The 16150-nt window shown below is 49.5% G+C and carries 13 protein-coding genes; 7 read left to right on the top strand and 6 right to left on the bottom strand.

Annotated elements, in window-relative coordinates; genetic code table 11:
* Nucleotides 1-2 precede the first annotated feature (2 nt).
* Both ELR70_RS05890 and ELR70_RS05885 read right to left on the bottom strand, forming a co-directional pair.
* Nucleotides 3-599 carry a PilN domain-containing protein gene (locus ELR70_RS05890; RefSeq protein ID WP_054016968.1) on the bottom strand — a complete coding sequence of 199 codons (597 nt, stop codon included), beginning with the start codon at nucleotides 597-599 and terminating at the stop codon, nucleotides 3-5.
* Nucleotides 587-1666, bottom strand: a complete 1080-nt coding sequence (locus tag ELR70_RS05885; RefSeq protein WP_054016969.1) for a pilus assembly protein PilM — start codon at nucleotides 1664-1666, stop codon at nucleotides 587-589. Before ELR70_RS05885 ends, ELR70_RS05890 begins: the two co-directional genes overlap by 13 nt.
* A gap of 223 nt (nucleotides 1667-1889) precedes the next feature.
* Here ELR70_RS05885 and ELR70_RS05880 point away from each other — a divergent pair, with 223 nt between their 5' ends.
* Complete coding sequence (locus ELR70_RS05880) at nucleotides 1890-4337, top strand: PBP1A family penicillin-binding protein (RefSeq protein ID WP_054016970.1); 2448 nt, start codon at nucleotides 1890-1892, stop codon at nucleotides 4335-4337.
* A gap of 60 nt (nucleotides 4338-4397) precedes the next feature.
* Here ELR70_RS05880 and metL read toward each other — a convergent pair whose 3' ends face one another.
* Together metL and metB are read right to left on the bottom strand one after the other, a co-directional pair.
* Nucleotides 4398-6746: a bifunctional aspartate kinase/homoserine dehydrogenase II gene (metL, locus tag ELR70_RS05875; RefSeq protein ID WP_054016971.1), complete on the bottom strand. Its 2349-nt coding sequence runs from the start codon at nucleotides 6744-6746 to the stop codon at nucleotides 4398-4400.
* Between the two features lie 5 nt (nucleotides 6747-6751).
* Nucleotides 6752-7975, bottom strand: a complete 1224-nt coding sequence (gene metB, locus ELR70_RS05870) for a cystathionine gamma-synthase (protein WP_054016972.1) — start codon at nucleotides 7973-7975, stop codon at nucleotides 6752-6754.
* 300 nt (nucleotides 7976-8275) lie between these two features.
* On the opposite strand from metB, the gene metJ reads away from it, so the two are divergent.
* Nucleotides 8276-8596: a met regulon transcriptional regulator MetJ gene (metJ, locus tag ELR70_RS05865; RefSeq protein ID WP_010386199.1), complete on the top strand. Its 321-nt coding sequence runs from the start codon at nucleotides 8276-8278 to the stop codon at nucleotides 8594-8596.
* A gap of 70 nt (nucleotides 8597-8666) precedes the next feature.
* Here metJ and ELR70_RS05860 read toward each other — a convergent pair whose 3' ends face one another.
* Nucleotides 8667-9908, bottom strand: a complete 1242-nt coding sequence (locus tag ELR70_RS05860) for a malic enzyme-like NAD(P)-binding protein (RefSeq protein WP_010386198.1) — start codon at nucleotides 9906-9908, stop codon at nucleotides 8667-8669.
* Nucleotides 9909-10538: 630 nt separating this feature from the next.
* Nucleotides 10539-10754: a 50S ribosomal protein L31 gene (gene rpmE, locus ELR70_RS05855; protein WP_082078901.1), complete on the bottom strand. Its 216-nt coding sequence runs from the start codon at nucleotides 10752-10754 to the stop codon at nucleotides 10539-10541.
* A 308-nt stretch (nucleotides 10755-11062) separates the two neighbouring features.
* On the opposite strand from rpmE, the gene priA reads away from it, so the two are divergent.
* The 5 genes from priA to ELR70_RS05830 all read left to right on the top strand — a co-directional run bounded on the left by priA (nucleotide 11063) and on the right by ELR70_RS05830 (nucleotide 16114).
* Nucleotides 11063-13234, top strand: coding sequence for a primosomal protein N' (gene priA, locus ELR70_RS05850; protein ID WP_054016973.1), 2172 nt, complete (start codon nucleotides 11063-11065; stop codon nucleotides 13232-13234).
* Between the two features lie 8 nt (nucleotides 13235-13242).
* On the top strand, nucleotides 13243-13776 hold the full coding sequence (locus tag ELR70_RS05845) for an SPOR domain-containing protein (RefSeq protein WP_054016974.1): 534 nt from the start codon (nucleotides 13243-13245) through the stop codon (nucleotides 13774-13776).
* A 76-nt stretch (nucleotides 13777-13852) separates the two neighbouring features.
* Nucleotides 13853-14371: an ATP-dependent protease subunit HslV gene (gene hslV / locus ELR70_RS05840; protein WP_054016975.1), complete on the top strand. Its 519-nt coding sequence runs from the start codon at nucleotides 13853-13855 to the stop codon at nucleotides 14369-14371.
* A gap of 11 nt (nucleotides 14372-14382) precedes the next feature.
* Nucleotides 14383-15711, top strand: coding sequence for an HslU--HslV peptidase ATPase subunit (gene hslU / locus ELR70_RS05835; RefSeq protein WP_054016976.1), 1329 nt, complete (start codon nucleotides 14383-14385; stop codon nucleotides 15709-15711).
* 40 nt (nucleotides 15712-15751) lie between these two features.
* Entirely contained in the window at nucleotides 15752-16114 is a 363-nt protein-coding gene (locus ELR70_RS05830; RefSeq protein WP_054016977.1) for a DUF971 domain-containing protein, read from the top strand.
* The last annotated feature ends 36 nt before the right edge of the window (nucleotides 16115-16150 follow it).

Here is a 16150-nt window from a genome sequence, read left to right as displayed (position 1 = left end):
GCCTAGTTCCCCGTCTGCTTAGTCTGGGCTAATTCGGCACGCTCTTTTTCCATTTGTGCGAACGTTTTAACGTAAAAATGCATTGTAAAGTTACTCAGCAAACGTTCCTCACGTTCACCAGCAACAATGCCCTGTAATAAGGGGTCTCGTAACAAATAGGATGACTCAACCGCCCGCAGCATTTGCGACAAGCGGTTATTCGATTCGCTGCGCCCAATCACTTTGATCATATTTTGCTGGCGCTCCAGACTGGTCAGATAAACCCCCGCGGGTACCACACGCGCAACTTCATCAATCAGCTGAGTGCCCAGGTTACGGTTACTTTGTAGCTCTTCAATTAAGCGGATACGACGTTGCAGGTTTTCTTTTTGCTGATTGAGTCCCTTGATCTCGCCAATTCGCTTATCCAGCTTTCTTATCTCGCTGGAAAGGTAGCGGTTCTTGATTTCCTGCCCTTCTCTGAGCGTATCGTAAAACGCGCCAATCCCATACATCAGCGCCAGACTGGCAGCAACAATCACACCTAAAATAGTCAGGAATTTTTGTTGAGAAGCTTGCCGCTGCTGTTCGCGCCAGGGCAGTAAATTTATATGTGGCATGATGAAAAGCTCCTCAATGCCAGACCAGTCGCAATGGCAAATTGTGCTCTATGGTTGCTCAGCACACCTCTGTCTACTTTCGGTGCAATTTCCATATTCGCAAACGGATCAGCAACAATCGCGTGAACGCCCAATTCATCAACGAGTAAACGATCAAGCCCTTCAACCTGAGCAGTACCACCTGTCAGTACAATATAATCAACCTGCTCCTGACCGCTGGTTGTCATAAACATTTGCAATGCACGGCGTACTTGCTGAAGCAACGAGGTTTGGAACGGCGCCAACACCTCGAAAGTATAATTTGGCGGCAGATCTCCGGTGGTTTTAGCCAGCTCAGCCTGATCAAAACTCTTGTTATAGTAAGCCACAATACTATTTGTGTATTGCTCCCCTCCGAATACCTGATCCCGGGTGTATAAAGTTTTGCCTGACTGCACAACGCTGACCAAAGTCACTACAGCACCTATGTCTATGATACCCACGACTTTATCATAAGCATCCGAGGGTAACTGGCCATATAAAACGTCTGCTGAACGCGCCAGAGCGTAGCTTTCTACATCCACCACTTTGGCTTTTAAACCGGCCTCTTCTAGTGCGCTGACTCGCGCCTGAACACTCTCGGTTCTTGCCGCAGACAGCAGCACATTCACTTTAGACGGGTCAGCTTCATTAACCGTTAACTTTTCAAAGTCCAGGCTCACTTCATCAAGTGGGTAAGGGATCAAGCTGTCGGCCTCAATGGCTATTTGCGATTCCAATTCAGCGTCGCTTAACGACACATCCATAAAAATCATTTTGGTGATGACCGTTTGTCCGGATACGGCAACGGCAGCGAAGTGCGTGGTTTTAGGAAGACGCTTACGAATTTTACTGATGACCTTACCCACCGCTTCGATATCCTGAATCGCACGCTCTTTCATCGCGCCTTTGGGTAAAGGTTCAATGGCTACGGCTTCTACCCGATATCCGGCACTCGATTCAGCCAACAAAACGGCTTTTACACAGTGTGACCCTATGTCTACCCCGACCATCATAGGTGCTTGTTTTTTTAAGAATTGACGCAACATGCGATTAGCCCAAGTATCCAGAATACAGTACTGTCTTAATTAAGAGTTTAGTCATTTAGGTACGGTTTGGCGAAAAGCGTTATACTACTTGCCAACTTTCGGCCACACTCCTTGCACCTTAATAAGGCACAAAGTAATTTACGCAAAAATTATTAATCGTTTTTTAATCAGGATATACTAACAGCGTCCGATTGTAATTGGGAGTCTCGCTAGGGATAAATTCGTGAATTTATTAAAAAGATTACTACAACTTATACTGCTTTGCACGACACTGGGCCTGCTAACCCTGTTCGGCCTTTATTACTATGTTAAATCCGACATTCCCAGTGTTAAGGTTTTAAAAGATGTACAGCTGCAAACCCCTATGCAGGTCTTTACCCGCGACGGCAAGCTGATCAACCAGTTTGGCGAAAAACGCCGTATTCCGGTTAAAATCGACGATATTCCCGAACCTTTGCTCAAAGCCTTTTTGGCAACAGAAGATAACCGCTTTTATGATCACTTTGGAATCGACCCGATAGGTATAGTCCGCTCCTTTATCGTATTGGTCAGCACAGGTGAGAAAAAACAAGGTGCCAGTACCATCACCATGCAGTTGGCACGAAATTTCTTCCTGACCCGGGAAAAAGCCTATATCCGCAAAGTAAAAGAAATCTTCATTGCCCTGCATATCGAGCGGCTACTGAATAAAGATGAAATTCTGGAGCTTTACCTGAACAAAATAGAACTGGGCCACCGTGCTTTTGGCATTGGCGCCGCGGCGCAGGTTTACTACGGCAAAGAACTTCATGAACTCACATTGCCACAAATGGCGATGCTGGCTGGTTTACCCAAAGCCCCTTCAGCACTTAACCCTATCCGTAATCCGCAACGGGCAAAATTACGCCGTAATGTGGTACTGGGCAGAATGCTCACCGAGGGGTATATCTCTCAGGCTCAATACAACGAAGCCACTCAGGCACCCATTACCGCCAAGCGCCATGGTGCAGAAATAGAGCTCTACGCGCCTTACATATCAGAAATGGTGCGCGCGTACATGGTGAAGACCTATGGTGAAGATCAGGCCTATAACTCAGGCTTTAAGGTCTACACCACGGTCGAATCAGATATTCAGGCTGCTGCACAACAAGCACTAATCGACAACCTGCACGCCTATGATATGAGACACGGCTTCCGCGGACCTGAGGCACAATACTGGCAGGCAGAAGAATTACCCTGGTCACCCTCTCAGATCCTGGAAAAGCTCGAGACAGTCACAGAAATAGACCCTCTGCGTGCCGGGGTTGTGACGGCAGTTGACGAGCAAAGTGCAACTGTCATGTTAAAGAATGGCGCTGAGATCATTGTGCCTTGGTCTGGATTAAAATGGGCACGCGCGTATATCACGGAACGCCGTCAGGGTTTGCCACCCAAGCTAGCAAGCGATATTCTGGCGCCTGGCATGCAAATCTGGGTGCGTGAAACAGCTCAGGACTGGCTGCTAAGCCAGCTGCCACAACCGGCTAGTGCACTGGTTTCTCTCGACCCACAAAGTGGCCGTATCAAAGCCTTAGTGGGTGGCTACAGTTTTCAGCAAAGTCAGTATAACCGCGCCGTTCAGGCCAAACGCCAGGTTGGCTCTAACATTAAGCCTTTCATTTATTCAGGTGCACTGGAAGCCGGTTACACCCTATCGACCATCATCAATGACGCACCTATTAATCACTGGGATAAAAGTATGGGCGTGGCCTGGCGTCCCAAGAACAGCCCCGACGTTTACAGCGGTCCAATCCGTATCCGCCGCGCACTCGCTCAGTCGAAAAACGTCGTGTCTGTGCGCCTGTTGAGAGGCATGGGGCTCAACGAAGCGGCCGACCATATTCTTAAGTTTGGCTTTGATAATGAAGACATAGTACGCAGTGAGTCATTGGCTCTGGGAAGCGCCTCTCTGACGCCACTTGAAATGGCACGGGGCATGAGCGCCTTTGCGAATGGCGGCCATTTGGTCGAAACCTATTTTATCGAAAAGCTCACCGACAGCTATGGCAATGTGTTAGGTGCTGCACAGCCACTTAAAGTGTGTACTGAGGATGAGTGGGAAGTAGATCAATATACCTGTGCACCGCGTATCATCTCCGAGCAGAATGCGTTTTTAATCGCAGATGCAATGAAGAGCGTAGTCTGGGGAGGTGGCAGCTGGAAACACAAAACCGGCTGGAGTGGCACAGGCTGGCGTGCCCAGGCACTTAAACGTAAGGATCTGGCAGGGAAAACCGGCACCACTAACAATTCGGTCGATACCTGGTTTACGGGCTTTAACCGCAACGTATTAACCACAGTATGGGTTGGCTTTGACGACCCGGGTAAGTCGTTGGGTCGCGCTGCCTACAATGCCAATCTTGGTAAGCAACAGGTAGTCGGTGCCGAAGCCGGTGCCACCTCTGCGTTACCAGGCTGGGTGCAATTTATGCGCGCGGCCTTGGAAAACGAGCCTCTGGCGCCAATTGATCCGCCTCCGGGTCTGGTGTCGGTGCGTATCGACCTGAAAACCGGATTACTGAGTGAACGCAACGATCACACCAGTCGCTTTGAATATTTTGAACGGGGTACAGCACCCAGCAAGTACGTACTGGATACTGGCTCAAGTACTCCGTTTGAGGAGCAACTGCCGGATACCGAAGAGCTGTTCTGATAATCAAGACGTTAAAAGGCCGGTCAGTGACCGGCCTTTTCTATTTCATAAAAAGCACTATTATCTCAGTTGCTGCGTTAACCAGTACAAGTCTGAATGGATCCCCGCCGCGGTGACCTCTTTACCTGCACCAGGCCCTTGGATCACTAACGGATTTTGTTCATACCACTGAGTTGTGATAACGAAAATATTATCTCCCGGAGTCAGGTTCGCAATTGCGCTGCCCTGAGCCACCTCTGCAATGCCCACTTTGGCGTGAACCGCACCAGAAACATCGATTTCTAATGCCCCCGTATAGCGTAGCACCTTGCCACTGGCCAGTGCCGCATCATTACGCTGCTGATAGAACGCATCTAACTCCGCTTTGCGTGCCAGAAAGGCTTCCCAGCTGCCTTGTGCCAGCGCTTCAGGCATCAGGGCCTCTAATACAATATCATCCAACTCCAGTTGCAGACCCAGTTCACGAGCCAGTATCAACAGTTTACGCTGCATATCCCGACCGGATAAGTCTTCTCTGGGATCGGGTTCGGTGTAACCCATTTCTTGCGCAGCCAATACCAGCTCAGAAAAAGGACGCGAACCGTCATAGCTGCTGCACAACCAGGATAAGGTGCCCGAAAATACCCCTTCAATTCGTATCACTTTGTCGCCGCTGTTTTGCAGATCGGCCAGTGCAAAATTCACCGGCAACCCAGCGCCTACACTGGTGTTATAGCGCCACAACAAATTGCGCTCTTGTAGCTGAGTGCGTAATGCCTGATACCAGTCATGTGGAGCTGTACCAGCATATTTATTGGCGCTGATCAAATGACAGTCGTGTGCTGCAAAATCAGGATAAAGCTGGCTAAATGCTTCGCTGGCAGTGATATCAATCACCACTTTGTGTTCGTAATCAAGCTCACTGATGCGATCCAGCAACTCTTCATGCGAATAATCCTGCGCTTCACTTTGCCACTGCTGCTGCCACTGAGACAAGGTCAGACCGCTCGGGCAAAAAACCATTTTCTGCGAACGCAGTAGCGCGACCACTTTGAGGTCAAATTGGCTCTGCAAACGCGCAATTTGTTGCTGACACTGACTGAGGAACACTTCGCCCACATTACCCAGTCCGGCAATGATCACTGCCAGTTCACGGCCTTTGTTAACCAGTTTGTCGTGCAAGATAGCTAATACATCGCTGTCAATAGCCTGATCTGTAAGGAATAAGGCGTAGTCAGCGGCACTATGAGTAAAGCGCACCACAACCGCCTGCTCATCCAGCACAGCCTGTGCCTGACGCACTAATGGCGCAATATCCGGACACGGCGCTACTACGGCAAACCCGCGTAAATGAGACTCAACTATGGTTACCCGGCCACTCAGGCGCAATACCACCTGATGCGTGAATTCGCTGGGCACCAACAGATAATCTTCGCCGTTCTGATTAAAGTGATGAATACCATGCTGAATAAGCTGGCTCAGCGCCCCCACTTCACCGGAAGCCAAGGTATCAACGCGCAATAAATCCAGGTCACCAAAGGTGGTAACAAAGCGTTTTTCCTTGCTGTAACCTTGCTTAACCACTTCGGTGCCCTGCACATCTGGGTCAAAGCTACTGCGTACCTGTAGCTTAATGGTCGTTTCTTTAAGTGGTGACAAGGTTTTTGCGTGTAAAACCGGGTTACCAAGACGGGCCAATAAATTCGCCTGCGCACGACATACCTTACTGTATTTTATAGCATTACCCACTTTTCTCGGGTCAGTGCTGAATACACCTGGCGTGTCTGTCCAGATAGACACAGACGCCGCATCCAGATAGCTGGCTAACAATGTCGCACTGTAGTCGCTGCCATTGCGCCCGAGCGTGACAGTATTGCCCATGCTGTCGGCTGCAATAAACCCTGTCACAACATAAATTTTGTCCTGATTGAGTGTCTGATGGCAGGCCAGGCGATTCTGGCTATGCATCAGCTGACCCTGGTGCTGAGTAAACAGCGACCGTGCATCCACATCTTGTGCAGCAATATTAAGAGTATTCAACAGGGCTGCGAGTAAACGTGCAGACCAGATCTCGCCGAATGCAAGCAGAGGCGCCTCCTGCAACTGGCGGGACTGTGCCAGGCGGCCAATGCTGCTTAGCTCATCGCGCAACTCAGATGCCAGCTGGTCCTGCCGGGTAGCAGAGAACAATTCACTGATCAGCTGCACCTGATGATTTTCAACCTGCAGCAATATATCGCTGAAAGCACGCTCATCCTGCTGCTGATAGCTCTGCCACAGCGCAACCAGAGTATTGGTCGTTTTGCCAGCCGCCGATACCACGATACAGTCGCCAGTTTGGCAGTGACCAATGATGATGTTGGCAACCGCTTGATAGCGTGCCGCTGAACTCAGACTTGAACCACCGAATTTATGTACTGCTTTTGTCATTTCTTCTACCACAATGCCGTATGTGCTGGCGAGAGCTTGAATGCTTTCGCATTATCACTGGAACCGCCTTGCGTAGTTTTCACCGCTGCGAAAGCCTGTTCTAGGTCTGCTAATAAATCGTCGATTTCTTCAATGCCCACCGAAATACGGATCAGCGTATCGCCGACACCCGCTTCAAGACGTGCTGCCGGATCCATGCCTGCATGCGTCATGGTTGCCGGGTGACAGATCAAGCTCTCGACCCCGCCCAGCGACTCAGCCAGCGAGAATTGCTTTACACTCGTCAGGAACTTAGCTGCATCTGCCAACTCCCCTTTAATGTCAAAGCTCACCATCCCTCCGAAGCCTTGTTGCTGTTGTTTAGCCAGCGCATGCTGAGGATGGCTTTCCAGTCCGGGGTAATACACCTGACTGACAAACTCAGATTGCTCTAGATAACGCGCAATCGCCAGCGCGTTTTCCTGATGCTGTTTCAGGCGAACATTGAGCGTACGCAAACCACGTAATGTCAGGTAACTGTCGAACGGTGCGCCTGTGATACCGATATTGTTCGCCCACCAGGCTAGCTCATCACCGAGCTCCTCGGTTTTGGCAATCACTGCACCGCCGACGACATCCGAGTGACCATTGATATATTTTGTCGTGGAGTGCACCACGATGTCGACGCCAAATGCGATGGGATTTTGTAGCGCCGGCGACAGAAAGGTGTTGTCGGCCGCAACCAGAGCACCGCACTGTGCAGCAACGTCGGTGACCGCTTTAATATCGGTTAATCTCAAAATCGGGTTGCTCGGCGTTTCTATCCAGACCAGCTTAGGTTTAATCGCCAGGATCTCCTGCAAGCTCTCGCTGCGTGTCAGATCCAGGACTTTGACCTTCAGCAAACCGCGCTTTTCCAGCGAGGTAAATAAGCGATAGCTGCCACCGTAACAGTCGTGTGGGATCACTAAGGTGTCGTCAGCATTAAGTAGCTGAGTCACCAGATGTACCGCAGCCATGCCGGTAGCCGTAATGATGCCCTTTGCTCCACCCTCTAGCTCTGCCAGTGTTTGCGCGAGAATGTCGCGATTTGGGTTGCCGCTACGGCCATAATCATAGTCACGTTTCTTATCGAAGTCCGCAAATGAATAGGTGGTCGACAAATAAAGCGGGGGCACCACCGCACCATGATGCTTATCAGCATCAATGCCTGTACGTACCGCTATGGTTGACTTGTTGCTTTGGCTCATAGGTCACCTGGCTAAGTTAGATGTTTAGACGTCTAAAAGGTTAGATGAACAAAAGTTAGAAGTCAAAACATTTATACCGCTAAATGGCTAAATAACTAGTATTTGACTATCTTTTTTAAACCGATAAAATTTCGCCACTCAACGCGAACTCTATGCTAATAAGACTGAGTATTTGAGCTTAAACTATGGCAAATGACGTGCAACATTGCCAACAGAGAGCCTGCGTGTCACGGTTGGATCCATACACAGTACACAGTCTTATTCGCATTGCATCTACAACACTGAGGCAAGTACACCACTATGGCTAAATGGAACGGTGAATATATTCACCCTTATGCAGAACACGGTAAGAAATCAGAACAGGTAAAAAAGATTACTGTTTCTATCCCGCTCAACGTACTCAAAGTGCTGACCGATGAGCGCACCCGCCGCCAGGTTAACAACCTGCGCCACGCGACTAACAGTGAGTTACTGTGTGAGGCATTTCTGCATGCCTTTACCGGCCAGCCGCTACCTGGTGATGAGGACCTGCGCAAAGATAATCCGGAGAAGATCCCGGCAGAAGTGCGTCAGATCATGACTGAAATGGGGTTGGAGATCCCAGAGATTAACGAAGAGTAATCTTGTCGACGCCAGTAAATAACAACAAAAAAAGCCTCACAGTGTGAGGCTTTTTTTTGCTCTGATAGGCTTATGCCATATAATTTTCCGGCATTTCTATTTGCGCCACACCGGACTCAACCGCCGCCTCAGCAACCGCTCTGGCAATACGTGGCAACAAACGCGGGTCCATCGGCTTAGGAATGATGTAATGTTCACCAAACTCCAGGCTGTCCACATCCGCTGCTTTAAGTACTTCAGCAGGTACAGGTTCTTTGGCGATGCTGCGGATCGCTTCAACTGCCGCAATCTTCATTTCATCGTTAATGGCCGTTGCACGCACATCCAGTGCACCACGGAAGATAAACGGGAAACACAGTACATTATTCACCTGGTTTGGATAGTCTGAACGGCCCGTTGCCATGATCAAATCATCACGTGCGCCATGCGCCACTTCCGGGCTGATCTCAGGATCTGGGTTAGAACAAGCGAATACCACTGGCTTGTCCGCCATCAGTTTCAGGTCTTCCGGAGACAGCAGGTCCGGACCAGACACGCCCACGAAGACGTCAGCGTCTTCAATCACATCCTGCAAGGTACGCTTGTCGGTATTATTGGCGAACAGCTTTTTGTACTCATTCAGATCATCACGACGTGTGTGGATGACCCCTTTACGGTCAAGCATATAAATGTGTTCACGCTGTGCGCCGCACTTGATTAATAGCTCCATACAGGCGATGGCAGCAGCGCCAGCTCCCAGACAAACGATAATGGCGTCATGAATGTTCTTGCCCTGGATCTCAAGTGCGTTCAACATACCCGCAGCAGTCACAATTGCAGTGCCATGTTGATCATCATGGAATACCGGCACATCACAGCGCTCAATTAACGCACGCTCAATCTCAAAACACTCAGGTGCTTTGATATCTTCCAGATTGATGCCACCGAAGGTGTCGGCGATATTGGCCACCGTATTGATAAAGTCTTCTGTGGTCCGGTGCTTAACTTCGATGTCAATCGAATCCAGGCCTGCAAAGCGTTTAAACAGTAACGCTTTACCTTCCATCACAGGCTTAGAGGCCAGAGGGCCAAGATTACCCAGACCCAGGATAGCAGTACCATTACTGATAACGGCAACCATGTTACCTTTACCTGTGTAACGATAAGCATTGCTGGGGTCGGCGGCGATTTCACGGACTGGTTCTGCAACACCTGGACTGTATGCCAGGGCCAGATCCTTGACGGTTTCCGCAGGCTTGGTCAACTCAACGCTGATTTTTCCTGGAACGGGGTGGGCATGATAATGTAACGCTTGTTCACGAAAGTCTGACATGACGCGATTTTTTCCTAACGAAGAAGTTGAAAGTGAGAGTGAGATAAAAAATTCGCTAACTGCTTTAAACCATACCTTTTTTAAAAATTAATTCAAGCGATATCAGGTCTATCCTGTTAAAGCAAAGATAGTTGACAGTTAGCAAAATTTAGCGACTTTTTTGCTACTTTTCGGCAAAGTTAACTCACAATAAATGATCTGATAAGTGTCATTTCCAGTTCAAAATAGCGTCATTTTTATGCAGAATATAAATGAAATGAATAAAGCAAGCTAAGAAAACAAGTTCACAACATTTGATGTGTTTTAGATCGCATTTAGCCACTTATCACTGCATTTATAGAATTATAAAACTAATTTTATCACGGATAGCTATGCATATTAATCAGTTGAATATGGCTATTCACGCTGAAACAGGTCATGACAGGATTGTCATAAAGCCAGTCTCTGAAGGTATTAGCAAGTACGCCCGCTTTCTGGCGATAGGCATCTTTATACTGGAAACTTTACTAACCAAACCGAACTGATCCGTCCACTTGGATATGAAGGAAGAAGGCGAACGCCAGATTGAAAAACACAGAGCAGAAACGAAAAAAGCACCCGAAGGTGCTTTTTCTACAGCAAAAGTAGTGCTTACTTCTTGCTGCTAAGCGCGCCAAAGCGCTTGTTGAAGCGATCAACACGACCACCTGTGTCTAGGATCTTCTGCTTACCAGTGTAGAACGGGTGACAAGCAGAACATACGTCCAGGTGAATGTCTTTACACAGTGTTGAACGAGTCTCGAATTTGTTACCGCACGAACAAGTTGCTGAGATTGTTTCGTACTTAGGATGAATACCTTCTTTCATAGGGCACCTCTAGTTAAGGCCGTATCGCTCTCCAAACCCGAAGTCTGGCACCATACGTAGTTATACAAAAATTGTGGACGCGTATTTTAGGGTCAATTAGGACGATCCACAAGCAATAAATGCAAATTAGCAGTTATTTTTTGTGCAATCTCACCATGATGCCGTGAATCACCAAGCGAAAAGCACTCTGTGAAAGCATACACATGCAATTTTACGCTGTTACGGTATACTAACCGCCGTTCTGATTGCATGTTCAACCACAATCAGACCGCTATCCTTAACTTTGATACTCAGATGCCGGAGTCTCCATGCGCTTCGCCGAAGTCGCTTTAAAAGTACCTTTACATAGAACCTTTGATTACCGCCTTGATCCGCAGCAGCTGCCTTGCGTTGGAGGCCGAGTTCGGATCAAATTCGCCAACCGAGATTGCATTGCTATCGTGGTGGCACTGAAAGCGCACAGTGATGTACCTGATGACAAAATAAAAGCCATTGGGTCAGTGCTAGATACCACGCCCATCTTGTCACCTGAGCATCTCGGCTTTTTACGCTTCAGCGCACAGTATTACTGTCATCCGTTAGGCGAAACCCTGTTTACCGCCCTGCCTGGTGCATTGCGCGAGGGTGAGCAGGTCGATAAAACACAAGTGCCTGTGCTAACCCTCACAGAGGCAGGAAGTGAAACCACACAGCTCAGAGCTAAAAAGCAACTGGCTTTGCTTGAGCAACTGCGCAGCGCCGGCGATGCGACCGCCAGTGAACTGAAAACACTCGGCTTCTCACAGGCACAGATCAAAGCATTGTTAGAAAAAGGCCTGATCCGGGAAGAACTGCGCACCGACACCGACTGGCAATCGGCCCCATTGCAACTGGGCTCTAAACCCAGGCTTAACCCCGAGCAGGCCACTGCCTGCAGTGCCATCAATAGCCAAATCGGATTTCGTACATTTTTACTTGAAGGTGTCACGGGTAGTGGTAAAACAGAAGTATATTTACAAAGCCTGGAGGCCATTTTAGCCAACGGCAAACAAGCATTGGTACTGGTACCAGAAATAGGCCTGACACCACAAACCGTGAATCGCTTTAAGCGTCGCTTTGAGGGGCTACCCATTGACTTGTGGCACTCCAACCTGACAGACAATGAGCGCTTACATACCTGGCGCCGTGCTGAACAGGGTGAATCAGCATTGGTGATAGGCACCCGCTCAGCGGTCTTTTTACCTTTTCAGGCTTTGGGCATGATAGTGGTCGATGAAGAACACGATGGCTCCTTCAAACAGCAGGATGGATTACGTTACCATGCCCGCGATCTGGCCGCTTATCGCGCCGCCCAGGGCCAGTTTCCGTTAATTTTAGGCACCGCAACACCGGCACTAGAAACCTTACATAAAGCCTTGCAGAGCCGTTATCAGTTACTGCCTCTGACTAAGCGGGCACAAACCCAACAAGATAACCGCTTTGTATTAGTGGATATGAAAGGTCAGGCTGAACAGGCCGGGTTTGCTAAGGCCAGCCTGGATGCCATTTCAGCTACCCTGGCTCGCGGGCAACAGGTTATGGTGTTCCTAAATAGACGAGGTTTTGCCCCTACCCTGATCTGTCATGAATGTGGCTGGCTCAGCAACTGCAACCGCTGTAGTACCAGTGCCACCTACCATAAATCACTACGCCGTCTGATCTGTCATCACTGCTCAGAGCAAGCCTTTGTGCCTGTGCAATGCCCCGACTGCGGCAGCACCCAGATCATGCCCACAGGGTATGGTACAGAGCAGCTGGAAGAGTTCTTATCCGAACAGTTTGCCGACTTTCCTGTGCACCGCATTGACCGCGACTCTACTCGTCGCAAGGGCAGTCTCGAAAGTGCACTGGATGAAATTAACCAAGGAGGGGCACGGCTGCTGATCGGCACTCAAATGCTCGCCAAAGGCCATCACTTCGCCGACGTCAATCTGGTGGTGATCCTCGACGTAGACAGCGGGCTGTATTCTTGCGACTTTCGTGCCACGGAACACATGGCTCAGCTGATAACGCAGGTAGCCGGGCGGGCCGGACGTAGCGGCGAGGCAGGCACTGTGCTGCTGCAAACTCACTTCCCGGAACACCCTTTATTACAAGATTTGGTCAACAACGGGTATCAGGACTTTGCTCGCTATGCTTTGCGGGAGCGCGAAGAAACCCAGATGCCACCTTATAGCCACATGGCCCTGATCCGTGCAGAAGCCACCAATGCACAGCTGGTCATGGCGTTTTTATCGGATCTGGTTCCAGCCACCCCCTACCCTGGTATACAATTACTCGGACCGATCCCCGCGCCGATGGAACGCCTGGCCGGAAAATACCGATATCAATTGCATATTCAGGCAGCGCAGCGCAAAGTACTGCATCAATACCTGACGCAACTGGCTGATTATATTGGCCAGCATAAACTTGCCAACCGAGTGCGCTGGAGTATTGACGTTGACCCTATGGATACCTATTAAAAAACGATATGGCACAACACGACTATATAAATAAGAAGCCGGGCGGTAAAAAAGCCGCCAAAGGAAAGGCCGGCAAACCCTTTCCAAAGGTTTTTGCGGCCCTGACACTGGTGCTGGTCGGTGCCTTTGGTTATGGCCTGTGGTACATCAAACACCACGGCGAACCTCAGGTACAGCCAAGCAGCCCTAAGCCTGCAAAACAAGCTGAGCAACCCAAAGTAGAAAAAGATCTCCCTCGCCCACCTGATTTTATAAAGGACATCAAAGATCATGAAGTGATCGTTGAGGTGAAAAAGCTGGAGAGTAAAGGCCCATACCAGATGCAATGCGGCTCATTCAGAACCTATAAACAAGCTGAGCAAATGAAGGCCAAAATGGCATTTGCTGGCCTCATCGCAGAGATCCGTCGCACCGAAGGCTCCAACGGCGTCTGGTATCGAGTGCGTCTGGGCCCTTATGACACCAAACGAGGCGCTGAGAGCGACAAAAACAAGCTGGAACGGATTAACATCGTCAGCTGTGGTATCTGGAAGTGGACTTGATCTTCGTAAAATCGTCCCTATCTCTACCCTAATTGAATTTACAGGTGAGGCAGCAGCCTCCTGATTAAGGAATACTATGACAACTATCGTGAGTGTTCGCCGAGGCGACAAAGTCGTAATTGGCGGAGATGGCCAGGTCTCTCTTGGCAATACGGTCATGAAAGGCAACGCCAGAAAAGTGCGTCGCCTGTACAACGGTAAAGTACTAGCAGGCTTTGCCGGTGGCACTGCCGACGCGTTCACCTTGTTTGAGCGCTTTGAAACCAAACTGGAAATGCACCAGGGTCACCTGACCCGCGCGGCCGTGGAAATGGCAAAAGACTGGCGTACCGACAGAGCGCTACGCAAACTAGAAGCCCTGCTGGCTGTTGCCGATGAAACGGCGTCATTGATCATCACAGGTAATGGCGACGTAGTACAACCTGAGCACGACCTGATAGCCATAGGCAGTGGCGGTAACTTTGCCCAGGCCGCAGCCACAGCGCTGATTGAAAACACCGACCTGAGTGCCCGTGAAATTGTGGAAAAGAGCCTTAAAATCGCAGGCGACATCTGCGTCTTTACCAACAATTTCCAAACCATCGAAGAATTGTAATAGGAATTGCCATGACAGCAATGACCCCCAGAGAAATCGTCCATGAGCTTGACCAGCATATTATCGGTCAGGATAAAGCCAAAAAAGCCGTCGCCATCGCATTGAGAAACCGCTGGCGTCGAATGCAGCTTCCTGAAGAGCTGCGCAGCGAAGTTACCCCGAAAAACATCCTGATGATTGGTCCAACAGGTGTAGGTAAAACCGAGATCGCCCGCCGTTTGGCAAAACTGGCGAACGCCCCCTTTATCAAAGTTGAAGCCACCAAGTTCACCGAGGTGGGATATGTCGGCAAAGAGGTCGAAACCATCATTCGCGATTTGGTTGAAGTCTCTTTCAAAATGACCCGCGAGCAGCAAACCAAGAAACACAAGCACCGCGCTGAAGAAGCTGCGGAGGAGCGTATTCTGGATGCCCTGCTGCCACCCGCTAAAGACGCTTGGGGTGAAACTCAGCAAAGTGATAACAGCTCTACGCGTCAGGTGTTCCGCAAGAAACTCCGTGAAGGCCAGCTGGATGACAAAGAGATCGACATCGACATCGCAGAAACAGCGCCTCAGGTAGAGATCATGGCACCGCCGGGCATGGAAGAGATGACCAATCAGTTGCAGGGCATGTTCCAGAATCTGTCGGGCGACAAAAAGAAAAGCCGCAAACTGAAGATCAAAGAAGCCTTCAAGCTCTTAGTTGAAGAAGAAGCCGCTAAACTGGTCAACCCGGAAGAGCTTAAAGAGCAGGCCATTTTTGCCGTTGAGCAAAATGGTATCGTGTTCATCGATGAGATTGATAAGATCTGTAAGCGTGGTGAAGCTTCAGGCCCGGATGTCAGCCGCGAAGGCGTACAGCGCGACCTGCTTCCGCTTATCGAAGGCTCAACTGTCAGCACTAAACATGGCATGGTTAAAACGGACCATATTTTGTTTATTGCTTCAGGTGCATTCCAGATGGCCAAGCCCTCTGATCTTATTCCTGAGCTGCAAGGTCGTTTACCTATTCGTGTTGAATTGGAAGCGCTCACTGCAAAAGACTTTAAACGTATTCTGACAGAGCCACACGCATCGCTCACAGAGCAGCAACAGGCGCTGATGAATACAGAAAGTGTCAGTATCGAATTCAACGGTGATGCGATTGAACGCATTGCCCAGGCAGCCTGGCAGGTTAATGAAAAGACTGAAAACATCGGAGCTCGTCGTCTGCATACAGTGATGGAAAAGCTGATGGAAGAAATTTCATTCGACGCTTCCGACAAAGCCGGCGAGTCACTGACAATAGACGCGGCCTATGTCGACAAACATTTGGATATGTTGGTCCAGGACGAAGATCTGAGCCGCTTTATTCTTTAACGGATAACCGCCCGGTCGATGATCGGGCTTTTTTATACCTATGTATCAAGTAACCAAACTACATTACCACACCCAGCAAAACCTGCTTGATGTGTACTTTGATGATGGTCTGACTCACTCGCTCAGTGCCGAGTTTTTGCGTGTCCATTCACCTTCGGCCGAAGTACAGGGACATGGCCCCGGTCAGCAACAGCTGGTGCTCAATAAGCAGGATGTGGCCATTGGGCAGATTGAGCCGGTTGGCCACTATGCGGTCAGGCTGGTATTTGATGACGGACACAACTCAGGGCTGTTCAGCTGGCAATACTTGAGAAAGCTGTGCGAACAGCATGAGACACTGTGGCAAGATTATCAGCAGCGTATGTCTGCACGCCACGATGTGCCGATCAAGTTTATGCCCTGACAACTTGTGTTAGACAAAAAAGGCGACCTGCGTGGT

Source organism: Pseudoalteromonas sp. R3, from assembly GCF_004014715.1.
In the GTDB taxonomy this organism is placed as follows: domain Bacteria; phylum Pseudomonadota; class Gammaproteobacteria; order Enterobacterales; family Alteromonadaceae; genus Pseudoalteromonas.
This window is presented reverse-complemented; position numbering and strand designations above follow the sequence as displayed.